Source organism: Desulfurobacterium atlanticum (assembly GCF_900188395.1).
GTDB classification, from domain to species: Bacteria; Aquificota; Aquificia; order Desulfurobacteriales; family Desulfurobacteriaceae; genus Desulfurobacterium_A; species Desulfurobacterium_A atlanticum.
This window is the reverse complement of the sequence record NZ_FZOB01000008.1, coordinates 21,689-42,734: the sequence shown is the minus strand read 5'-3', so window position 1 is coordinate 42,734 and position 21,046 is coordinate 21,689. Positions and strand designations below refer to the sequence as shown.

21 protein-coding genes and 1 tRNA gene are annotated in these 21,046 nt (G+C 36.8%); 8 read left to right on the top strand and 14 right to left on the bottom strand.

What is annotated here, in order from left to right; genetic code table 11:
- Positions 1 to 11 precede the first annotated feature (11 nt).
- On the bottom strand, positions 12 to 1,289 hold the full coding sequence (purD, locus tag CHB58_RS06305; protein WP_089323264.1) for a phosphoribosylamine--glycine ligase: 1,278 nt from the start codon (positions 1,287 to 1,289) through the stop codon (positions 12 to 14).
- Between the two features lie 268 nt (positions 1,290 to 1,557).
- Here purD and hisG point away from each other — a divergent pair, with 268 nt between their 5' ends.
- From hisG to bioD, 7 genes are all read left to right on the top strand, one after another.
- Positions 1,558 to 2,208 carry an ATP phosphoribosyltransferase gene (gene hisG / locus CHB58_RS06300; protein ID WP_089323263.1) on the top strand — a complete coding sequence of 217 codons (651 nt, stop codon included), beginning with the start codon at positions 1,558 to 1,560 and terminating at the stop codon, positions 2,206 to 2,208.
- Between the two features lie 75 nt (positions 2,209 to 2,283).
- On the top strand, positions 2,284 to 3,789 hold the full coding sequence (locus tag CHB58_RS06295; protein ID WP_089323262.1) for a flagellin N-terminal helical domain-containing protein: 1,506 nt from the start codon (positions 2,284 to 2,286) through the stop codon (positions 3,787 to 3,789).
- A gap of 105 nt (positions 3,790 to 3,894) precedes the next feature.
- Entirely contained in the window at positions 3,895 to 4,263 is a 369-nt protein-coding gene (locus CHB58_RS06290) for a flagellar protein FlaG (protein ID WP_089323261.1), read from the top strand.
- 19 nt (positions 4,264 to 4,282) lie between these two features.
- Complete coding sequence (gene fliD / locus CHB58_RS06285) at positions 4,283 to 5,635, top strand: flagellar filament capping protein FliD (protein ID WP_089323260.1); 1,353 nt, start codon at positions 4,283 to 4,285, stop codon at positions 5,633 to 5,635.
- Positions 5,636 to 5,649: 14 nt separating this feature from the next.
- On the top strand, positions 5,650 to 6,006 hold the full coding sequence (fliS, locus tag CHB58_RS06280; protein WP_089323259.1) for a flagellar export chaperone FliS: 357 nt from the start codon (positions 5,650 to 5,652) through the stop codon (positions 6,004 to 6,006).
- Entirely contained in the window at positions 5,979 to 6,233 is a 255-nt protein-coding gene (locus CHB58_RS06275) for a hypothetical protein (RefSeq protein WP_089323258.1), read from the top strand. Before fliS ends, CHB58_RS06275 begins: the two co-directional genes overlap by 28 nt.
- Complete coding sequence (bioD, locus tag CHB58_RS06270; RefSeq protein WP_089323257.1) at positions 6,230 to 6,859, top strand: dethiobiotin synthase; 630 nt, start codon at positions 6,230 to 6,232, stop codon at positions 6,857 to 6,859. The genes CHB58_RS06275 and bioD overlap by 4 nt, the downstream gene beginning before the upstream one ends.
- Here the strand turns inward: bioD and CHB58_RS06265 are convergent.
- Genes CHB58_RS06265 through CHB58_RS06255 form a run of 3 tightly spaced genes read right to left on the bottom strand, consistent with a single transcriptional unit; the run spans position 6,834 to position 9,492 of the window.
- Entirely contained in the window at positions 6,834 to 7,346 is a 513-nt protein-coding gene (locus CHB58_RS06265; protein ID WP_089323256.1) for a shikimate kinase, read from the bottom strand. The two genes, bioD and CHB58_RS06265, sit on opposite strands and share 26 nt — an antisense overlap.
- 14 nt (positions 7,347 to 7,360) lie before the next feature.
- A complete protein-coding gene (locus CHB58_RS06260) occupies positions 7,361 to 8,185 on the bottom strand; it encodes a hypothetical protein (protein ID WP_089323255.1) in 825 nt (274 codons plus the stop codon).
- On the bottom strand, positions 8,167 to 9,492 hold the full coding sequence (locus CHB58_RS06255; protein WP_089323254.1) for a tetratricopeptide repeat protein: 1,326 nt from the start codon (positions 9,490 to 9,492) through the stop codon (positions 8,167 to 8,169). The genes CHB58_RS06260 and CHB58_RS06255 overlap by 19 nt, the downstream gene beginning before the upstream one ends.
- Positions 9,493 to 9,663: 171 nt before the next feature.
- Between CHB58_RS06255 and CHB58_RS06250 the strand changes: the two genes are divergently transcribed.
- A complete protein-coding gene (locus tag CHB58_RS06250) occupies positions 9,664 to 10,479 on the top strand; it encodes a mechanosensitive ion channel family protein (protein WP_089323253.1) in 816 nt (271 codons plus the stop codon).
- 27 nt (positions 10,480 to 10,506) lie between these two features.
- On the opposite strand, the gene CHB58_RS06245 is transcribed toward CHB58_RS06250, so the two are convergent.
- The 10 genes from CHB58_RS06245 to thrC form a co-directional block, all read right to left on the bottom strand.
- Positions 10,507 to 11,301, bottom strand: coding sequence for a GltB/FmdC/FwdC-like GXGXG domain-containing protein (locus tag CHB58_RS06245; RefSeq protein WP_089323252.1), 795 nt, complete (start codon positions 11,299 to 11,301; stop codon positions 10,507 to 10,509).
- A 21-nt stretch (positions 11,302 to 11,322) separates the two neighbouring features.
- Positions 11,323 to 12,441: a class II glutamine amidotransferase gene (locus CHB58_RS06240; protein ID WP_089323251.1), complete on the bottom strand. Its 1,119-nt coding sequence runs from the start codon at positions 12,439 to 12,441 to the stop codon at positions 11,323 to 11,325.
- The gene (locus CHB58_RS06235; RefSeq protein WP_089323250.1) at positions 12,441 to 13,736 is read right to left on the bottom strand and encodes an NAD(P)/FAD-dependent oxidoreductase; all 1,296 of its coding nucleotides are present in this window, start codon (positions 13,734 to 13,736) and stop codon (positions 12,441 to 12,443) included. The genes CHB58_RS06240 and CHB58_RS06235 overlap by 1 nt, the downstream gene beginning before the upstream one ends.
- A 2-nt stretch (positions 13,737 to 13,738) precedes the next feature.
- Entirely contained in the window at positions 13,739 to 14,185 is a 447-nt protein-coding gene (locus CHB58_RS06230; RefSeq protein ID WP_089323249.1) for a 4Fe-4S dicluster domain-containing protein, read from the bottom strand.
- A 10-nt stretch (positions 14,186 to 14,195) separates the two neighbouring features.
- Positions 14,196 to 15,713 carry a glutamate synthase-related protein gene (locus CHB58_RS06225; protein WP_089323248.1) on the bottom strand — a complete coding sequence of 506 codons (1,518 nt, stop codon included), beginning with the start codon at positions 15,711 to 15,713 and terminating at the stop codon, positions 14,196 to 14,198.
- Positions 15,714 to 15,806: 93 nt separating this feature from the next.
- A complete protein-coding gene (locus CHB58_RS06220) occupies positions 15,807 to 17,132 on the bottom strand; it encodes an HD-GYP domain-containing protein (protein ID WP_245807352.1) in 1,326 nt (441 codons plus the stop codon).
- A gap of 38 nt (positions 17,133 to 17,170) precedes the next feature.
- A tRNA-Arg gene (locus CHB58_RS06215) sits at positions 17,171 to 17,247 on the bottom strand.
- A gap of 55 nt (positions 17,248 to 17,302) precedes the next feature.
- The gene (locus tag CHB58_RS06210) at positions 17,303 to 18,592 is read right to left on the bottom strand and encodes an adenylosuccinate synthase (RefSeq protein WP_089323247.1); all 1,290 of its coding nucleotides are present in this window, start codon (positions 18,590 to 18,592) and stop codon (positions 17,303 to 17,305) included.
- A complete protein-coding gene (gene hisZ, locus CHB58_RS06205) occupies positions 18,592 to 19,872 on the bottom strand; it encodes an ATP phosphoribosyltransferase regulatory subunit (RefSeq protein ID WP_245807351.1) in 1,281 nt (426 codons plus the stop codon). The genes CHB58_RS06210 and hisZ overlap by 1 nt, the downstream gene beginning before the upstream one ends.
- Before the next feature lie 8 nt (positions 19,873 to 19,880).
- Complete coding sequence (gene thrC / locus CHB58_RS06200) at positions 19,881 to 20,942, bottom strand: threonine synthase (RefSeq protein WP_089323245.1); 1,062 nt, start codon at positions 20,940 to 20,942, stop codon at positions 19,881 to 19,883.
- Positions 20,943 to 21,046: the final 104 nt, after the last annotated feature.

The following is a 21,046-nucleotide window of genomic DNA, read 5'->3' as shown; positions in this document are numbered from 1 at the left end:
TAAGTTGTAAATTATTCTTTAATTCTTTTTAAAGCTTTTGCTCCGATATCTTTCCTGAAATGCATTCCGTCAAAATGGATTTTATCTACTGCGTTATAAACGTTTTTGATAGCCTCTTTTACGTCTTTTCCCATTGCTGTTACGTTTAAAACTCTTCCGCCGTTTGTTACAAGTTTTCCATCTTTTATTGCTGTGCCTGCGTGAAATACCACAACATCATCAATTTTTTCTGCTTCATCTATACCGGTTATCTCTTTTCCTTTTTCATACTTCCCAGGATATCCTTTTGATGCAAGCACAACGCAAATTGCTGTTCTCTCGTCCCAGTTTAAGTTTTCAGGAAGAGTTCCGTTTATGGTGTCAAAGCAGATATCAACAAAATCGTTTTTGAGCCTTCTAAGGATTACCTGAGCTTCCGGGTCGCCAAACCTTACATTAAATTCAAGTGTTTTTATTCCGTCATCTGTTATCATTATCCCGGCGTAAAGTATTCCTTTAAATGGGGTTCCCCTTTCTTTCATCCCTTTTATCATCGGTTCTATAACCTTTTTTTGAACCTCTTTTTCAATTTCAGGTGATAAAACTGGAGCTGGAGAGTATGCACCCATTCCGCCGGTATTTGGTCCTTTATCTTTGTCAAATACCGCTTTGTGATCCTGAGCCGGTGCAAGAGGTATATATCTTTCGCCGTCACTTATTACAAGGTAAGATGCTTCTTCTCCCTTAAGACACTCTTCTACTACTACCCTGTTCCCTGCTTCTCCAAATATCTTATTAACCATTATCCTATCTATCGCTTCAATAGCTTCTTCAACGGTTTGGGCTACTGTTACACCTTTCCCGGCAGCCAGACCGTCTGCCTTTACAACGATTGGAGCGCCTTTTTCTTTTATATATTCTTTTGCTTCATCTGGATTATCAAATACCTTAAAATCGGCAGTTGGCACTCCAAATTCTTTCATCATCTCCTTTGAGAAAACTTTACTTCCTTCAAGTCTTGCAGCTTCTTTTGATGGTCCAAAAATTTTAAGTCCTCTTTTCTCAAATTCATCAACAATTCCGGCTACAAGTGGAGCTTCAGGTCCTACTATTGTTAGGTCTATATTTTCAGATTCTGCAAAATCCGCTATTTTTTTGATATCTGTGATGGGGATGTTAATGCACTCTCCAAGCCTTCCAATTCCCGGGTTTCCCGGTATGGCAAGCACTTTACTTACTTTAGGGCTTTTTGAGACTTTCCACGCAAGTGCATGTTCTCTTCCACCTGAACCTATTATAAGAACCTTCATAGTTTCTCCTTAAAATGGCTTTTGGGCAAATTATATAGATTTTTTTATGGAAAATTAAGGTGTTTAATGAGAGTGTTTGAAAAATGGCTATGAACTTTAAGAGATCCTTCGGACTTTGCCCTCAGGATGACTTTCATCGTCATTCTGAGGCTGCTTTGCAGCCGAAGAATCTCAATATTTTTTAGAGATAAATGAGAATTTTCAAACACCCTCAGGTGTTTAGTGTGTTAAAATGAAAGGAAATTAAAGTTTTCAGTGAGGCTTTTAGATGGACAGAGATAAGATAACTTTTGCTCTTCCAAAAGGCAGATTGCTTGAAGATGCAGTTAACCTGCTTTATGAAGTTGGAATAGATGCAAGGCAGACACTTGAAAAAACGAGAAAGCTTATTTTTGAAAATGGGAAGTATAAGTTTATTCTTGTTAAGCCTATGGATGTTCCCACCTATGTGTATTATGGAGCGGCGGATGTAGGGATAGCAGGTAAGGATGTTATTGAAGAGAAAGGGCTTGATGTGTATGAACCGCTTGACTTAAAGTTTGGATTCTGCCGTCTTTGTGTTGCAGAGCCTGAAAGGATTTCAGAACCTTACGATATAGAAAAGCTCTCTTTCATAAAAGTGGCTACAAAATATCCAAAAATTACCGATAAATATTTTAGAAGCAGGGGAGTTCACCCTGAGATAATAGAGCTTTACGGTTCTGTGGAGATAGCACCGTTACTTGGATTGACAGACAGAATAGTTGACCTTGTTCAAACAGGATCAACTTTGAGAGCTAACGGTCTTAAAGAGGTTGATACTATACTTGTTTCAACTGCAAGGTTGATAGTAAATCGGGCGAGTTTGAAGACGAAGTATGAGATGTTAAAAAGTTTTATTGAATCTTTAAGAAAAATAGTTGTGTTTGAACAAATTTAAACTTAGGTATAAAAAAAATTCCCACCTCTCCGATAATGGAAAATAGAAACTAAAACCTAAGTAAGGAGGTGGACGATGTCCCTCAGGATTAACTACAACTTTCAGGCAGAGTTTACACATGTTAACCTTCTTAAAACAGAGCGTAACTTGAACACATCTTTAGAGAGACTTTCTACAGGTTACAGAATTAACTCTGCTAAAGACGATGCTGCTGGTCTTTTTATCGCTGACCAGTTGAGACTTGTTGCTAAAGCTTTAAATCAAGGTTCAAGAAATGCCCAGGATGGTATTTCTGCAGCTCAGATAGCTGAAAGTTCCCTTTCACAAATCTATGATAAATTGACAGCTATGTACACAAAAGCTGAACAGGCTGCAAATGATACCAATGATCCGAATGCAAGAGCGGCATTACAAACAGATATAGAAAAATTGAGAGATGCTATTTTAAAAATAGCATCTACTGCTGAGTTTAACGGTATAAAACTTTTGGATGGGACATTTCAAGACAAAGTTATTCATTTTGGTCCAAGAGCTGGGCAGACTCTTTCCATTTCTATAGCTAGTGCTCTTCCTCAAGATTTAGGTGCAGCTTTGGTTAAATCAAACAATGGTAATCCTTTAATTACTTCTGCTAATACTGGAACTTATACAGGTTCAGATCCTACTCAATTTAATTCTGGTGAAGATTTAATAATCAATGGAACATCTGTAGTTCAAGGTTTTGCTGATGGAGATGATTTAGATGCTGCTAAGATAGCTCAGAATATTAATGAAAATGTAAAAGGAGTGACTGCAACTGCTAAAAATGAGATTACAGGTACTGTTGAATTTGGAACAATTTCTATAGGAAGTGATGATTCTGCCACAATTACTATTAGTGGGCCAGAAGGCAATGCAACTATAAATTTGGCAAGTGGCCAAGGGTATGATTTGAATGCTATGATAAGTCTAATTAATGGAGTATCTAATAATACAGGAGTTTTCGCAAAAGCAGATTCAACAGGGACAAAACTTGTTCTTTATACTCAAAATGGAGGAACCTTTAACTTAGATTTTTCCGTTTCACCTGGAGCTACATCTGGAAATACGTCAATAGATCTTGCCAAGTTTGGGGCAGCTACGTCAACCGTAGTTGATGATACAAATACTACAGGTTATATACATTCTATAGGAACTATAACTCTTGAGTCACCAGAAGCTATAACTATAAGTGCTACGGGTGGTATTGATGCTGACTTAGGTATAACAACAGGAACTTTCAATATTACCTCTTTACAGGCGATTGATGTTACTAATAATACTTCTGCAGAGGATGCATTAAAGATATTAAATGGAGCAATAAAGAAAGTGGATTCTTTAAGATCAGATCTTGGTTCTATTCAAATAAATCTTCAGGCTATTATTGATAACAACGACTTTGCAGCTACACAAACATCTGAAGCTGAATCACGTATCAGAAACGTTGACTTTGCTAAAGAGATGGCAAACTTTACAAAACAGCAGACTCTTATGCAGTCTGGTATGGCTATGCTTGCTCAGGCGAATCAGCTTCCACAGATGGTTCTTCAGCTTCTAAGATAATTATTCGGGCGGGTTGTCCCGCCCCTTTTAGAGCTGCTTCGGCAGTTGTAAAAGGGGCAGGAAAGCTTTAATTTAGTTATATGAACTTGATTGATGGGGAAGAAGATGGAAATAAAGAATGTTGCCAATCTTCAAGTTTCTGTAAAGATGACCGAATCTCAGAAAATTAATCAGCAGGCAAATCTGCAGATGCAGAAATCTTCATCCGCGTCTAATGAAAACCAGCAGCTTAAAAAAATATCTCCTAAAGATATTGAGAAGATTCTTGAGGATTTACAGAAGAAAATATCTCTTTTAAATACCCAGCTTAAGATAGAGGTTGAAAAAGTTGGGGATAATGAAGAAATTCCAGTTGTTAAAGTTATAGATAAAACCACAAATAAAGTTATAAGACAGATACCGCCTGAATATATGCTTAAAATTGCAAAGTATATTGATGAGATAACAGGATTGCTTTTAAGAGAGAAAGTGTAAAGCTATTTAGGAGACCAAAATGGCAGGAGAGTTATATTTAAGTAATTTGGCGGGTAACTTTGATTACCAGCAGATTCTTGATCAGATGTATGCAGTTAAAAGTATTAAGATACAACAGTATCAGGTTAGAGAGCAAACTCTACAGGCTAAAGTTTCAGCATTGGGAAAGTTTAATTCTTTGCTAAGTGGATTTAAGTCTGCAGTAGAGCCTCTTTTTGATGATACAATTTTTGATACTAAATCGGTTGCAGTATCTGATGATTCTAAAATTTCAGCTTCAATTTCTGATGAGACATTGGTGGATAGTGGAACCTCTTTTGATGTATCTGTAGTTCAGCTTCCAGAAAATGATATATGGCTTTCCCAGAGTGGAGTTTCTTCCTTAGATACAGCAGTTGCTACTACTGGTGGAACACTTCAGATTTCTTATGGTGGAAGTGTTGTAGCCACTATAGACTATGATACAGATTTAGGAACAGATACGCCTTCTACATTACAGGAGATAGCAGATGCTATAAATTCTCAGCAGGAAGATGTAAAGGCAACGGTTTTTTTTGATGGAACAAACTACAGGCTTCTGCTTTCTGGGAACAGCACTGGAGCTGATAACACAATTTCTATTACCGAGATAGGCGGTGGAGATCTTTTAGATGTTCTCCAGCTTGGAGATAATTATACATCAAGTCATGTTCAAACAGCACAGGATGCAATTATAGAAATTTATGGTGCTCAATTAACAAGCCCTAATGGGGTATTTAATGATGTTGTTCCAGGACTTAGTATTACAGCTAAAGATTTAACCACAACTCCTGTAAATGTTTCAGTTTCTAATGATTATTCAAAAATTAAAAGTGCTCTTTCTTCAATAGTGGATGCGTACAATAAGATAGTTGATTTTATATCTCAAAATACAGGTAAAGGTGGAGTTTTAGCAGGTGATACTACATTAAGCACTATTAGGTCAACTATTTTTTCCAAACTTGCTCCTTTATCCAAGTTCGGAATTTTTGATGTAGATGATAATACAGGCCATATTTCGCTTAACAGTGAGAATTTAGATAAGGCTTTAAATGACAATTTTGATGCTATAAAAGAAGCAGTTACTGTTGATTTGAAAAATAATTTGCAGGACTACCTTGATTATTTAACAGGGCCAACAGGGCCAATTACATCTGAGCAAAATGCATATAATAGACAGATTGATTATATAGAGAAGCAGATAGACTTTACAAATGAGATGATAAAAAGAGAGATGGAAAGCTTGAAGAAGCAGTTAATACAAACACAGCTTTTTATGGCTAAAATGCAGGATGTTCAGGCAAGATTGGCTCAAACATTTACATCTTTAAACACATCTACCCAAAATAAATAGTTTAAGAGGTTACCATGAATCCGTATCTTAAAATGGATGTTGAAACAGCATCTCCGGCTCGGAAGGTTATAATGTTATATGAGAAGGCAATTTTATGTATGGAAGATGCCAAGCTGGCAATTGAAGAAAATGACCTTAAAACAAAAGTGGAGAGTATTCTTAGGGCACATGATATTATAAGAGTTTTAAACGCTTCTCTTGATATGGAGAAGGGTGGGGAGATAGCTGAAAATTTAAGGGCTCTTTACGAATTTATAGAGGATTCTCTTGTTAAAGTGAACGCTTCAAACGATGTAAAACTTCTTGACGATTTGATAGAAATTGTTGCAAATCTTAAAAGTGCGTGGGAGGAGATAGAATCAAAGATTTAAAAGAGATTCTTTCTGAAATGGCGATTGCTGTTGAAATGGAGGATTTTAAAAAAGCAACAGAGCTTTCCAATGACCTTTTAAATTATGACTTTTCATCGTTATCTCTTGAAGAGGCAAAGAAGGTATCTTATACTCTAAATTGTTTCCTTGAAAAGGCAAAAAATAAAGAGCTTGAGATAGTGGAAATCCTCAATAAAAAGCAACATGCAAAGAGGTTTTTAAAGTGATTCTTTTTGTAACAGGTACAGATACGGGAGTTGGGAAGACATTTTTTACCGTTAATCTTTTAAAGGTACTTAAAGAAAGTGGTAAAGATGTTTTGGGGTTTAAACCTGTTGAGACAGGTTGCGACCCTGTGTGTGAAGATGCTACGAAAATTTCAGAAGTGTGTGGAAAAGAGATACCGCCTGTTTACTCGTTTAAAACTCCGGTGGCTCCTTCTGTGGCAGAGATTTTAGAAAATAGAAAGATAGATATTGGGCTTTTGAAAGAAAAAATAAGAGAGTATGAGAGTGAAACGGAGCTGCTTATTGTGGAAGGTGCAGGCGGAATAATGGTGCCTATTTCCGGTAGTTATACTTTTCTTGACTTTGCAAGAGAAATAGCTGATGAGGTAGCTATTGTTGCTTTAAATAAGCTTGGCGTGATCAATCATACTCTTTTAACAGTTGAAGTGTGCAAATATAACAATTTAAATTTAAAGGGAGTTTTCCTTAACAACTTTGGAAAGGAAAATGAAAGAAAGGATGTGAGCAGGATTTCAAATTTTGATACCTTAAAAGAGTTGCTGAATGTTCCTGTTTTTAAGTTTAAGACCGCAGAGGATTTTAAATCTTTCGTTGAGTTTTTTTAATTTTTTCAAGTATTGTTTCAGCCAGTTTTTCAGGAGATTCATTTTCTTTTTGGGCAACTATAATCTTGGATAGTTTATAAAAAGGTTTTCTTAAATTGTATAGTTCCTGTATAGATTCTTTTCCCTTTTTTACAAGAGGTCTGTTTTTATCTTTGCTTATCCTATTCCATAAAGTTTCAAAGTCTGTATCAAGATAGATAGTTAATGCATTTTCGTTTAAAACTTCCATGTTGTCTTTATATGCAGGAAGTCCGCCACCTGTGGCGATTACTATGTTATCTTCTTTAAGTATATCAATTAATACTTCTCTTTCTTTTTCTCTGAAGAACTTTTCTCCGTGTTTTTTAAATATTTCAGGGATTGTTAAACCTGTTTTCTTTTCAATTTCTGAATCAGTATCAATAAATTTATAATTAAGCCTTTCTGCAAGGAGTTTTCCAATGGTTGTTTTTCCGCAACCCATAAATCCTATTAAAGCTATTCTCATTTCATTTAATTCCTTTAAGGCATAGCAAAAAGCGGAGAATCTGGCTCTGGTAAATTATAGATTATGTCATCTTTTGTTCCAGGTTTTCTGTCCATTCCAGGGCTTATCAGTTTGCCATTTTTGTAATATATGTAGTTTAAATATGCATCTTTTACGTTTAACTTTTCTGGAATTTTACGGTTTATTATTCGTTTAGCAGTTAGTGTATTTGTTAGATTTTCCATTATTGTTAGGGTTACCATTTTTCTTTCATACGGAAGAAGAGAAAATAGTCCAGAAATGATAATTATTAACACAGCTATTGCTCCTATTAAAGGGGATATTTTGCTGGATATTCCCGGTTTTTCTATTGTTATTGCTCCGTTTTGCTCAAGAAGACAGAGGTCTATGAGTGATATTGAAGAGCTATTTACTAACAAATTTTTGGGTATTTTTTGATTGGCAAATGCTTTCAATTTTTCTGGAACGTTATCAGGATTCAAAATTTTAATATTTAAAACTTCCGGTATCTGTCTTAGATATTTAGCTGCCTCTATGATTTCTATAATTTTATCTTTATCTATAAGTGTTCCTTCAGGACAATCTTCAAGTGCAGGTATTATTGTAAAACTTATGTTTCTATTTCCAGATAATATCCAATTTGTTAATTTCTTTTTAAATTCCATTTCTGATAAAGGTTGTCCTTCACTTATAAGTATAAATTTTCCTTGTTTTGAGCAGAAAACTATACTTTCGTCATCACATTTTAATTTGAAAAGAACATCGTCTCCTAAAAATTTTAAGAGGTTTAAAAACTGTTCGAAGTCGGTTATTTTCCCCTTCACAGGTTCATTAAACATAAGCTCCTCACAAGCAATTCCAGTATAAATATGCTTATAATAAATAAAATAATTCCACCGTAATTGTTATTATAATATAAGGAGTATCCAGGGAGATAGTTATTATAAAATGGGTTGATGCTTATAAAAGAAAGCTTTTTGATAAATTTTCCTGCAGTTATACTGGATATAAGAAATGTTGCTATTATTATAACTATAGACGTGAAAGGTATATTTACTTTGAGGATAATCTTATAAACATCTCCGATGTTAGCTACAAGAGGTATTTCTTTTTGGAAGAAATAACTGTAATTTTTCAATTTTTTTGAATAAAAGTCTGCCTTATCTGGTTCAAATAAAGAGGAATATGTTAAAAACAGGTTGTAGTACGTTTTCGGTGTAGGATACACTTTACGTGCTTCCTCAAAATATTTAATTGCTTCTTTCAGATTGCCGTGTTTATAAAGGATACAACCGATATTGTTAAGAATTATTGCTTTTTCCTCAGGTGAGAGTCTGTTTTCAAGTAATTTCTTCCACGTGTCTATGTTTATTTCATAAAGTAGAGCTTGCTTGTTTGCCATTGTGGCTATCTCTTTTTCAATTTTAGAAAGAGAGGAGTTTGATATCAGAAAATAGGGAGAGTAATTGTCTCTTTTAAGTTTATCTATTAGCTGATTTTTCGGTAGATTGGCTGCTTCAAAAAAGGCTTTGTTTACTGTTTGGCTTACTAAATGAAGAGAAAGAATAATTAGCATTAAAATGGAGAAAGGAATTTTGTTCCTTGATATAAATCCGATTCCTGCAAGTATGCCAAAAACCGCGTAGAATAGATAACCTTGAAAAAGCAGTCCTGTGAATATTAAGCATGCTCCTATAAGAATGGCGGTATTTCGCTTTATTTCTGAAGAGAAAACTTTATCAGCAAAATATATCAGGGAAAAAGCCCCAAAGATAGTAAGGATAGTTGTAAGTCCGCTTATAATAGTATCCATTTGTAGAATTCTTTTTCTGAAGGTTGCAGTTTGAGATTCAGGTATTTTTTCTACTTGTCTATTCAGCAGGAAATTGATTTCTGGAATATAAAAGATAGAGGACTTTCTCTTTAGACTAAAGGTTTCTTTTGTTAGGTTTTCTATTTCAGAGAAGGGAGCATTTTCTTTAAGTTTAGTTTCAAGCTTTCCTATGATTGATTCTATTGTTGGTGGATTTTCTGTTTTATTTTCCACGTTGCTGGGTTGAGCTATTGCAGGGAGAGATACTGAAAATATAAGAAGGAAGCCGAAGATTATCTTTATTAGGGTTCTGCTTATGGTAAGTTTTCTCACCTTTTTCCCCTTTACTTTGCTGGAAATTTAATTTCTCTAAGTAAATTATAGTAAATTTTTACTTTTGTAAATTTGAATGGATATCGTTTTGTATTCTAAAATTCTGAATTTAAGAAATTTTATGATAAAATCCCTTTGTAGTTGATAATAAATTTTAAAGAGGGAGGAAGTATGGATGTACTGGGTATACTCATAGGACTTGCAATTCCATGGATTGTAAAGATAGTTTCCGCGTTGGTTGTGTTTGTAGTTGGTAAGTGGATATCTAAAAGAATTAGTCTTTTCCTTGGAAGGGCTCTTGAAAGGGCAAAGGTTGATGAAACGCTTGTAAAGTTTCTTGAGACTACAGCTTATATCGTTCTTCTTGTTCTTGTGATTATTGCTGCTCTTGGGACTTTAGGGATTAACACCACATCTTTTGCGGCAATTATCGGAGCTTTTGGTCTTGCTGTTGGTTTTGCAGTTCAGAGTAACATTTCAAACATCGGTGCTGGAATTTTACTTATTCTTCTTAAGCCGTTTAAAAAGGGAGACTTTGTGGAAGTTGCAGGAACATCTGGAACAGTTGAAGTTTTGGGAATCCTTAATACCAAGCTTAAAACACCGGATAATGTTGTGATATTTGTCCCCAATTCATCTATTATAGGTGGAAACATTAAAAACTATTCTCTTGAGCCTATAAGGAGGGTGGATCTAACAATAGGTATCGGTTATGAAGATGATATTAAAAAGGCTAAAGATGTGTTAATGGAGATAATTAGCTCGGATGAAAGGATACTTTCTGAACCTGCTCCATCTGTTGGTGTTGCAGAACTTGCCGACAGCAGTATAAATCTATTTATAAGGCCGTGGGTAAAAAAGGAGGATTACTGGTCTGTAAGAAGTGATCTGCTTGAAAAGATAAAAGAAGAGTTTGATAAGAACGGCATTTCTATTCCATACCCTCAGATGGATGTTCATGCTGATGTTAAGATAAACAAAGAGTAAAGGTAAGTCCCCCGTTAAAGGGGGATTTTATTTTATAACTCCACTTGCAATTCCCCATCTGTGGGCGTAAAGTCTTCCGTAAGGTCTGGCACTTACAGGAACAATTTTTATAAATGGTTCAGACATAATTTCTTCAACACTCATTCCAAATGCAGATGCGAACCCTTTAAGTTCCGCTTCAAGGATTTTTCTATCCTCTTCATCTATTTCAAATATTTTAACTTCTTTTCCAAGGTATCTTTCTGGGACTTCGCCTCTTATATACATCACTCCGCCGTGCATTCCTGTTGCGCAATAATCTCCGACTATCTCTTCTCCGTTCTTTCTGTTAAGTCCAAGAAGTATCAACCTTCCACCTGCCATATACTCACCGAAAAAGTTTCCAGCTTTTCCGCCTATAATGAATGTAGGGACAAACTCTTTATACCCTTTCATATGGATACCTACTCTGTATCCAACATCGCCTTCAATATAAACTTTACCACCTCTCATTCCATAACCGCAGACATCTCCAGCATGTCCTCTTACTATGATTTCACCTTTCATCATTGTGTTGCCGACACAGTCCTGAGCGTTTCCAAATACCTCTATTTTTGGATTGTATAGGAATATTCCAAGATCATTTCCTGCAATTCCATGTATTTCTATTTTTACAGGTTCTTTTATACCTGTGCCTATGTATCTTTGTCCGTAAACTTCTCTTAAGATGATTTTATCAGCACCTTTTTTAACAAGCTCCTTTACCTTTTCATTGACAATTTTATAATGGGTCGTCCCACAGGTTATTTCATAAGTTGTTTCATTAAGCTGTTTTACTTCCATTTTTTACCTCTTTTTTAGAGATTATGCAGGATGGCATGAGCCGTTTTTACAGTAATTCATGAGGGCTATTACAGGTTCTCCTGCTTTTGGCATCCATACTTTTTCTGGATTGTTGCATATCACTCTGATTGCAGATTCTTCACTTGCCATATAAACGGTGTCTTTATTTACAGCTGCAACAAACGGACGAAGTTTTATTCTGTCGTTAAATCCTATAAGACCATCCTTGTATGCAAACAGCATTGCAAACGGTCCGTTTAACATTGCTGATGAATAAACCTCTCTTATTTTCATTGCAAGTTCGCTTACTCTATCAAGTTTATTTTCTTTTAAATACTCTATATCTTTCCAGAAAGGAGCTGCTATCGCAAGCAGGGTTGCTTTAATGGGCAGTTTGTGTTTTCTGAAAAGAAGGTCAAATATGTATGCAGCAACTTCTGTGTCTGTTAAAAGGGTGCATTTATATCCGTACATTTCAACATAACGTTTATTTGTTCCGTAAGATGTTATCTCTCCGTTGTGGACTATTGACCAATCAAGAAGTGTGAATGGATGTGCCCCGCCCCACCAGCCGGGAGTGTTTGTCGGGAATCTGGTGTGGGCTATCCAGATGTAGCCTTCATACTGGTCTATTTCAAAGAACTCTCCGATTTCGTCAGGTTCACCGACTCCTTTAAATGCTCCCATGTTTTTACCGCTTGATATTACATAAGCTCCGTCTATCTTTTCGTTTATTGTCATAACTGCCCTTACAACCATATCTTCTTCCGTTTCAAGGGGCAGTTTTACGTCATTTTTCGGAGCAACGAAATATCTGTAAAAAAGAGGAGGTGTTGTTTTTTTATAAAGGGAAGGCACACTTTTTGTAGGGATTAGCTCACTTTTGATTATGTGGAAAAATCTATTAAGAACACCTGTTATTTCTGTAACCTTATCCATATCGTCTATCATTACATGAAAGGCGTAGTATTCTGCCATTTCCGGGTAGATGCCGTAGGCGGCATATCCTGCTCCCATTCCGTTGCCGCGCTCTTTCATGGATGTAATTGAGTTAAAAATATCTTTTCCTGAAACTCTTTTCCCGTCTCTATTAATAAATCCTGCAAGGCCGCAGCCAGACATTTCGGAGTAACTTTTCATTATTCAGGCCTCCAGCTTTTGTATCCTGTTTTATCCTGCTGGATTCTCTTTTCTCTCCAGCTTTTAGGAAGATGAACAAGCCCAAAGTCAATATCTGCAAGTTTATGTTTGAAAGATGAGACATCAAGTTTCTGTCTTATAATTCCTGTCAATATTCCAACTCTGTCTATCTCTCCAACTGCTACAAATCCAACCAGCCTGTCATCTTTTATTATCGCTTTTCTATAGTAACCTCTTCTTTCAAACTGGTCATTTATAATAACTTCGTAAGTTGAATCGGGAGCTTCAACAATACCAGCGTTAAGAACCGGTGTTTCTTCAAGAAATTTCAGAGAGTTTAGTGGTAATCCTCCAAGGTATTCTGTTTTTTCACCTGTCATGTTAAGGCCTGCAACAAATCCCTGTTCATACGCCAGTGGAAAAAGCGGAAGATTTTTCTTTTTCCCGTCAATTATATCTATGTTTACCACACAGTCACCTGCAGCGTATATGTCAGGGCAGGATGTTTCCATGAGAAGGTTTGTATCTATCCCGCCATCAACTTTTATGCCTGCTGTTTCAGCAAGTTGAGTGTTTGGTCTTACACCTATTGCTATGATAACAGCTTCAGCTTTAAGAACTGTTCCAGATTGTAATCTCACAGCTTCCACTCTTTCTTCACCTATTATCTCTTCTACGGTGTTTTTGAAGAAGAAGTTGATTCCTTTATCTCTCATAATTGTTTCAACTATTTGAGAGCCTCTATTGTCAAGGGCTTTCCCTAAAACCTTATCAAGAAGTTCTACTACAGAAACGTTTAATCCCTTTTTCCTTAGAAAGTAGGCAACTTCAAGGCCTATAAAACCTGAACCTATTATAACGACGTTTTCAACGCCGTTGTTTTTAATGTACTCTTTTGCAGCCTTTGCTTTTCCAAGTTCTGTAAATGTAAAAACTCCTTTTTTGTCACTTCCTTCAATAGGTGGGACAAAAGGTATAGCACCTGTTGATATGAGGAGTTTGTCGTAATTTTCAACTACTCCTGAATCAAGAATAATCTCTTTTTTCTCAGGATTTATTTTTTCTGCTCTTGTGCCGAGCATTAGTTTAACGTTGTTCTTTTCGTAAAAAGATTTTTCTTTATACATAAGTTTTTCAAGGGGAAGGTCTATAAGAATGTCGGCAATAAGAGGTTTTGAGTAGCAACCTTCCGTTTCATAGGTGATAACCACAATTTCGCTTTCTTTATCCTTTTTTCTTATTCCGTTTATACAGCCGACTGCTGCTGCACTGTTTCCAACAATCACATATTTCATTTTTACCTCTCCTTATCGTAAACGAGGGCTCTGTTTGGACAGGCTTCAACACATGCGGGAAAGTCTCTTCCTTCGCACAAGTCACACTTGAAAGTGTATCTTTTGTTAAGGTTCGGATGGACGCATCCGAAAGGACACATAAGGACACAGCTCCAGCATCCTACACATTTGCTTTCGTTAAGATGAACTGTTCCGTTTTCATCCTGATAAAGAGCTCCTGAAACGCAGGCATCAACACAGAATGGATGTTTACAGTGTCTGCATGTTACAGACAGAGAAACCGCTCCTTCAATTTCCACTTTCGGTCTTGGGATGAGATTTTCAAGTTTGTAAGCCTTTACAGGGTCCTGTGATTGGCTGTGCACCATTGTGCATGCTACTTCACAATATCTACAGGACATACAGTTCTCTTCTATTGGATAAATTTTGTAAACGTTTCTTTTGCCCATTTTTCACTCCTTACATTCCGGCAGGTAGAACGCCAAGGATTTTATTTTCCTGTTCTGTGAGACCGATACTTCTTAGTCTCAATCTGTTGCCTTTTATACTTTCAATAGCATTTATTCCCATTGCACCGAGCATCTCTTTTATATCATGTTTCCATGCTCTTAGAATGTTTGAAAGATTTTCTGCCACTATTTCAGGATTTAACCTTTTTGCAAGTTTTGGATCGTTTGTGGTTATACCCCAGGCACATCTACCTGTATGGCACTGCTGGCACTGAGTGCATCCTGCAGCAAGTAGGGCTACTGTTCCGATATATACAGCATCAGCTCCAAGAGCTATCGCTTTTAGAACATCAACAGGATTTCTAAATCCTCCTGCTGCTATAAGAGAAACGTTGTTTCTCAAGCCTTCCTGTCTGAGCCTTTCATCAACAGCAGCTATTGCAAGTTCAATGGGAATACCAACATAGTCTCTTAGAGATTTTGGAGTTGCTCCTGTTCCGCCTCTAAATCCATCTATTGCTATGATGTCAGCACCGGCGTGGGCTATACCTGAAGCTATCGCTGCGACGTTGTGAACAGCGGCAATCTTTACAGATACGGGCTTTTCATAGTTTGTAGCTTCTTTTAATGCATATATTAACTGTCTTAAATCTTCAATTGAATAGATGTCGTGATGTGGAGCAGGTGAAATAGCATCTGAACCTACAGGAATCATTCTTGTTTCTGCTATACCTTCATTTACTTTTTCTCCCGGAAGGTGTCCGCCGATTCCCGGTTTTGCTCCCTGCCCGATTTTTATCTCTATTGCTGCTGATGTTTCAAGATATTCAATATCAACTCCGAAACGTCCTGATGCCACCTGAACGATTGTGCAGTCTTTAAACTTTTTAAGGCTTTTATGAAGTCCACCTTCTCCTGTGTTCCAGTATGTGCCGTTTTCTTTAGCTGCCATTGCCATAGCTTTGTGAAGGTTAAGGTTTATTGAGCCGTAGGACATTGCAGAGAAAAGAACAGGAATATCAAGTTCAAGTTGTTTTCCTATGGTTGTTTTGGTGGAAACTCCATCTTCATCTATTTCAAGCCTATCAGGTTTTCTTCCGAGGAATGTTTTAAGTTCCATGGGTTCTCTTAATGGGTCAATTGATGGATTTGTTACCTGACATGCGTCAAGGAGGAGATGGTCAAAGTAATTTTTGTATGGCTTATCGTTCCCGGTGGATGTGAGGATTATTGCTCCTGTGAGCATCTGAGTGTGGATATCTCTTATAGCTTCAGGTGTCCAGTTTGCGTCTGTATGGAAGGTTGAAGGGTTTGGAATAACTTTGATTGCGTCTGTAGGACAGAATGCTTCACATCTTTTACAGTTAACACAGTTTTCGTTTCTGTTCATAATCTTATCGTAATCTTCATCATAGTAAGTGGCTTCAAAAGAGCACTGATCAACGCAGGATTTACATTTAACGCATCTGTCAGGGTTTCTTATAACCGTAAAAGGATAAAAAGCCACCTGGGGTTTTTTAAAAAGCATAATTAACCTCCAAAATCACAGTAAGAGAGATAGAAGCTAAAAGGTGGAAGAAATTATACCAAAAGTTGAATAGAGTAAGAACGTGATAGGTTTTCAGAACAGATTTTGTTTTTTAAATTTTGCGGGGATTTCCCTTATTTTTTTGTAGGTTTCAGCTGCCTTTTTCTGAGCTTCTGCCCTTTGCATATTAATGCTTTTAATGTTTTGTTGGAGAATATTTACAACCCTTTTGTCAAGAATGTTTTTATCGGCGAGCTCTTTAATTATTGATAAAGCTTTATCCTCAGGCATTCCCTTTTTGTAAGGTCTATCTTCCATCAAAGCTGTAAATATGTCAGCTACAGCCATTATTCTTGAGCCAAGGGAAAGGTCTTTTGCTCTTAAATGGAAAGGATACCCTTTACCGTTTAGTGTTTCATGGTGAAAAGCCGCCCATTGGACTATATTGGGATCAAGGTTTAATTTTGAAATTATTTTATAACTGTAAAAAACATGAGATTTCATTATGTTTACTTCTTCTTGAGTTAATCTTCCCGGTTTTTCAAGTATATCAATGGGAATGGCTACCTTTCCTATATCGTGAAGAAGTCCTGCAATTTTCATCTTTTTCAGGTCGGGAGCTGTAAATTTAAAAAGGCTTGCAAGGGAAGCTGCAATATGAGCAACTCCTGAAGAGTGGGTGGCGGTGAAAGGACTTTTAAAGTCAATCAGGTAAGCCATTATCTGGGCAAGGTCAAAAAACGCTTCGGCAGGTATTTTTCTGTCAAAGTTTTTAAGAATGTCTTCAAGGGTTTCCTTTATGTAGAGATCATTTAAAATTTCAAACCAGAAACACTCTTTGTTGATAATCTCTTCAACTGCTACATCAACTGTTCGTGGACTGAAGGAAGTGCCTCTTTGTTTTAAAAGAAATTGTTTAAGTTTCGGGATAAGTTTAGAGATTTGAGAAAATTTATTCTCTTCTCTTAAGTTGTTTGTAATGAAAATGTCTATTCTGTCGGCAATGTAGATGATGGAAGAGCTTATAGGAAATCTGATTTTTACTATATCCTTGTATGGATAGTGGTGATATTTTATTGTTTTTGCTATCTTTGAGAAAAAGGGGAAATTTTTCAAAAGTTCATATCCGATTTCGCTGTGGATGTGAACAATTTTATTTTCTTCAGCATCTGGTTCTTTTATTAAAGCAAGGTCTTCTTTTGTGTGAACAAGAAGAAGGCCGATATCGTGAAGAAGCCCTGATACTATCAGGTTGTATAAAAATTCGTTTGAATAACTTATTCTTTTTCCTATAAGAAAAGCGATGTATGCAACCCTATAGTTGTGGTTGTTTATTGAAGGGTCAGAGAGGCTGCTCATTGAAGAGATGGCTATGAGGAATTTGGAGATGTCAACAGTGGAATCGGTTATTTCAAACATTATTCCCCCTATGAATAAGAACGGTACGTCCAGAAAAATGGTGCGCCCGGCAGGGATCGAACCTGCGACCTCGAGATTAGGAATCTCGCGCTCTATCCTACTGAGCTACGGGCGCACCGTTTTAAGCGTTGATTGTTAATATAATATTTTATAAAGTTTCCAGCAAGTTTTTACCAGAGGGTTTTTCTGCAGATTATTTCATCTCGCTGAGGTCCTGTAGAAACAAGGGAAACAGGAATGTTTAAAAATTCTTCTATAAATTTGATAAATTTCTGGGCATTTTCTGGTAGTTTATCAAACTCTTTTATGTCTGTTGTTTTAGCTTTCCAGCCAGGAAGTGTTTCATATACAGGTTCAACTCTGGAAAGCTCCTCCACAGTTGAAGGGAATGTGTTTATCAGCTTTCCATCAATTTTATAGCCTGTGCACACTTTTATCTCTTCAAAGGCGTCAAGAACATCAAGTTTTGTTATTACGAGAGTGTCAAGGTCATTAACCATTGCAGAGTATTTTACAGCTACAAGGTCGAGCCAGCCGCATCTTCTTGGTCTTCCTGTTGTTGCTCCGTATTCGTGCCCTCTTGCCCTTAAAAGTTCTCCAAGCTGACAACACAGCTCTGTTGGAAACGGTCCGCCACCAACCCTTGTTGTATAAGCTTTTGCTATTCCGGTTATTTTTTTCACTTTTTTAGGACTTATTCCGCTGCCTGATGCTATACCAAGGGCTGAAGAGTTTGAGGATGTTACGTAAGGGTAGGTTCCGGCGTCAATATCAAGAAGAGTAGCCTGTGCACCTTCAAATAGAACATTTTTATCTTCATCTATTGCTTTGTTCAGATAGGAAATTGTATCGCATACAAATGGTTCAAGCTTTTCAAAGATTCTCATGGTGGCAGAGTAGATTTTGTCTGCGTTAAGGTCAGGTTCAAATCCGTAAACGTATTTAAGTATTATGCTTTTCTCTTTTATGTTTTCTACAAGCCTGCGCTTAAATGTTTCAGGATTTTTAAGGTCTGCTATCCTGATACCTACTCTTCCTGCTTTGTCTCTGTATGCTGGTCCTATTCCTTTTAAGGTTGTTCCTATAGAGCCGTTTCCTTTTCTTTTTTCCGATGCTGCGTCAAGCTGCTTGTGGTAAGGAAGAATTATGTGTGCTCTCTCAGAGAGTTTGATTCTGCCGTCAACACTTTTTCCAACTCTTTTTATGAATTCAATCTCATTTACGAGGGCTTCAAGGTCTATTACCATTCCGTTTCCAAGGATGCAGGTTTTACCTTCATGAAGTATTCCAGAGGGGAGAAGGTGAAGGACATATTTTGTGCCGTTTATAACTACTGTATGTCCTGCGTTGTTTCCTCCCTGAAATCTTACTATTACGTCGGCTTTTTCAGATAAAATATCAACAATTTTTCCTTTTCCTTCATCGCCCCACTGGGTTCCAACGATTGCAAGGGTTGCCATTAACACTCCTCCAGTATTTCAATTATCGTATTTACAGTTTCTTCAGTTGTTTTTCCTTCATCTGCGATTTTCCTGAAATTTTTACCGCATACTATAAACTTACTTTTATGCTCCTTTGGGTTCAGGACGATAGCAAATTTAAATCCTTTATTGAAAGCTACTTCTATTGATTCTTCAACCGGTCTTTTAACAATATCTCTTGCAACTTTAAATCCTCTTTTCCTGAGTTCTTTGGCTACCTCATAGGCTTTTTTCAGTTCCTTTTTTGTGTCTATGAGATAGATGTCGCATGGAAGTTTAACGTTTAAACTATCTTTTCTTTTTAAAAGCTCATATATATGGTCAATTCTTATAGAGGTTCCTGTTGCTGGAAGATTCCTCCCAAAAGAATTTATTAAGTGGTCGTAACGGCCACCACCTCCAATGGATATTCCTATTAGTGGATGAAATATCTCAAAAGTTATACCGCTGTGGTAGTTCATCCCTTTTCTTTCTGAAAGGTCAAAAAAAATATTTTTTTCAAAGCCGTAAGTTTTTAAGATTTCAAACATCTCTTTTAAAGTATTTATTGCACTTTGAGATGTTTCATTTTTAAATGTTTCTACCGCTTTCTCAAGAATCTGTTCTTTTCCGTAAAGGTCAAGGAGTATCTCTATCTTCTTTTTTCTTTCTCCGGTTATTTGGTTTTTTTCACAGAAAAGTTCTATTCCTGAAAAGTCTTTTGTGGATAGGAGATGAATGAACTCCAGTTTTTTATTTTCAGGGATTTTAAGCTCTTCTAAAGCACCGTCTATAAATTCAATTTGTCCTATATCTATTTGAAACGATTTAAGGCCAAGCTCTTTAAGGATATTTACTATAATACTTACAACTTCAGCATCCGCCTCAATATCACTAACCCCTATTAGCTCAAATCCTATCTGCGGAAACTCTCTGTTTCCTTTTGAATCTCTGAAAACGTTTCCGCTGTAGTAGAATCTGAAAGGAGGTTGTTCATTCTTGAAAGAGGAAGCCACAATTCTTGATATTTGAGGTGTAAAGTCTGGTCTTACAGCTATAAGTCTTCCTGTGAGTTTATCCACTACTTTAAAAGATAACTCTTCAAACTCTTCGTCTATCTTTTTGAATGTGTTTAGGTATTCCATTGTTGGGGGAATAACAGGCAGATACCCCCACTGCTGCATAACATCTTCAAACTTTGAAAGTATGTATCCTATCTCCAGAGCCTCTTTTGGAAGATGGGTTTTAAAACCCTGCGGAATTTCTGTTTCTTTCATCATCTATCCTTTTAAAATCCGAGATGTTTTACTATTGCTTTTTCTTCTGCTGGAAGGGTTACAGGTTTTACTCCCATAGAAATTGCGGTGTCAGGGTCTTTAAGTCCATGGCCCGTTAAAGTGCAAACGATAATGTCTCCTTTATTGAAAAGTTGTTTTTCTCTGTTTGCCTTTATTACTCCTGCAATGGACGCCGCTGATGCAGGTTCACAGAAAATTCCTTCCGTTCTTGCTACAAGTTTATACGCTTCAAGAATTTCTTCATCTGTAACCATATCTATTAAACCGCCGGATTCTTTAGCTGCATTAACAGCACCTTCCCAGCTTGCAGGGTTTCCTATCCTTATCGCTGTGGCTATTGTTTCCGGGTTTTCAACAGGATGTCCCAGGACAATTGGAGCGGCTCCTGCTGCCTGCCATCCGCACATTTTAGGTTTAGAGTTTATTTTTCCAGCTTCAAAGTACTCTTTGTATCCCATCCAGTAAGCTGTTATGTTTCCGGCATTTCCAACGGGAATAAAGTGGAAATCTGGAGCTTTCCCGAGCTGCTCACACACTTCAAATGCCGCGGTTTTTTGTCCCTGAAGCCTGTAAGGATTTATGGAGTTTACTATTGTTATGGGATATTTTTTCCCTATTTCTCTGACTATATCAAGTGCTTCGTCAAAGTTGCCTTTTATCTGAATAACTTCAGCTCCATACATTACCGCCTGGGAGAGTTTTCCAAGTGCTATTTTCCCTTCAGGTATGAGAACCACAGCTTTTATTCCTGCTTTTGCTGCGTATGCTGCTGCTGCTGCGGATGTATTGCCTGTAGATGCACATATAACAGCTTTTGCTCCTTCTTCCACCGCTTTTGATACGGCCATTGTCATTCCGCGGTCTTTGAATGAGCCTGTTGGGTTCAGTCCTTCATATTTGAGAAATATCTTAATATCTGGATTAATGGCTTTTGCAAGGTTATCAGCCTCTATGAGAGGAGTATTTCCCTCTTTTAACGTTATTACTGGCGTTTTGTCTGATACAGGTAGAAACTCTCTGAACTCTTCTATCACTCCTTTCCATAATTTCATACTATTTGTAACCTCCGGTAAACTTGATTTAAAAAGTAACGACCTATTTTATCTTTATTCAAAATTATATAAAAACTTCATATTTGCTAAAATCACAAATAACT

Bases quoted from the DNA above. Each gene is read 5' to 3' on its own strand.
- purD (WP_089323264.1), bottom strand. From the start codon at position 1,289: ATGAAGGTTCTTATAATAGGTTCAGGTGGAAGAGAACATGCACTTGCG.
- hisG (WP_089323263.1), top strand. From the start codon at position 1,558: ATGGACAGAGATAAGATAACTTTTGCTCTTCCAAAAGGCAGATTGCTT.
- CHB58_RS06295 (WP_089323262.1), top strand. From the start codon at position 2,284: ATGTCCCTCAGGATTAACTACAACTTTCAGGCAGAGTTTACACATGTT.
- CHB58_RS06290 (WP_089323261.1), top strand. From the start codon at position 3,895: ATGGAAATAAAGAATGTTGCCAATCTTCAAGTTTCTGTAAAGATGACC.
- fliD (WP_089323260.1), top strand. From the start codon at position 4,283: ATGGCAGGAGAGTTATATTTAAGTAATTTGGCGGGTAACTTTGATTAC.
- fliS (WP_089323259.1), top strand. From the start codon at position 5,650: ATGAATCCGTATCTTAAAATGGATGTTGAAACAGCATCTCCGGCTCGG.
- CHB58_RS06265 (WP_089323256.1), bottom strand. From the start codon at position 7,346: ATGAGAATAGCTTTAATAGGATTTATGGGTTGCGGAAAAACAACCATT.
- CHB58_RS06260 (WP_089323255.1), bottom strand. From the start codon at position 8,185: ATGTTTAATGAACCTGTGAAGGGGAAAATAACCGACTTCGAACAGTTT.
- CHB58_RS06250 (WP_089323253.1), top strand. From the start codon at position 9,664: ATGGATGTACTGGGTATACTCATAGGACTTGCAATTCCATGGATTGTA.
- CHB58_RS06245 (WP_089323252.1), bottom strand. From the start codon at position 11,301: ATGGAAGTAAAACAGCTTAATGAAACAACTTATGAAATAACCTGTGGG.
- CHB58_RS06240 (WP_089323251.1), bottom strand. From the start codon at position 12,441: ATGAAAAGTTACTCCGAAATGTCTGGCTGCGGCCTTGCAGGATTTATT.
- CHB58_RS06235 (WP_089323250.1), bottom strand. From the start codon at position 13,736: ATGAAATATGTGATTGTTGGAAACAGTGCAGCAGCAGTCGGCTGTATA.
- CHB58_RS06230 (WP_089323249.1), bottom strand. From the start codon at position 14,185: ATGGGCAAAAGAAACGTTTACAAAATTTATCCAATAGAAGAGAACTGT.
- CHB58_RS06225 (WP_089323248.1), bottom strand. From the start codon at position 15,713: ATGCTTTTTAAAAAACCCCAGGTGGCTTTTTATCCTTTTACGGTTATA.
- CHB58_RS06220 (WP_245807352.1), bottom strand. From the start codon at position 17,132: ATGTTTGAAATAACCGATTCCACTGTTGACATCTCCAAATTCCTCATA.
- CHB58_RS06210 (WP_089323247.1), bottom strand. From the start codon at position 18,592: ATGGCAACCCTTGCAATCGTTGGAACCCAGTGGGGCGATGAAGGAAAA.
- hisZ (WP_245807351.1), bottom strand. From the start codon at position 19,872: ATGATGAAAGAAACAGAAATTCCGCAGGGTTTTAAAACCCATCTTCCA.
- thrC (WP_089323245.1), bottom strand. From the start codon at position 20,942: ATGAAATTATGGAAAGGAGTGATAGAAGAGTTCAGAGAGTTTCTACCT.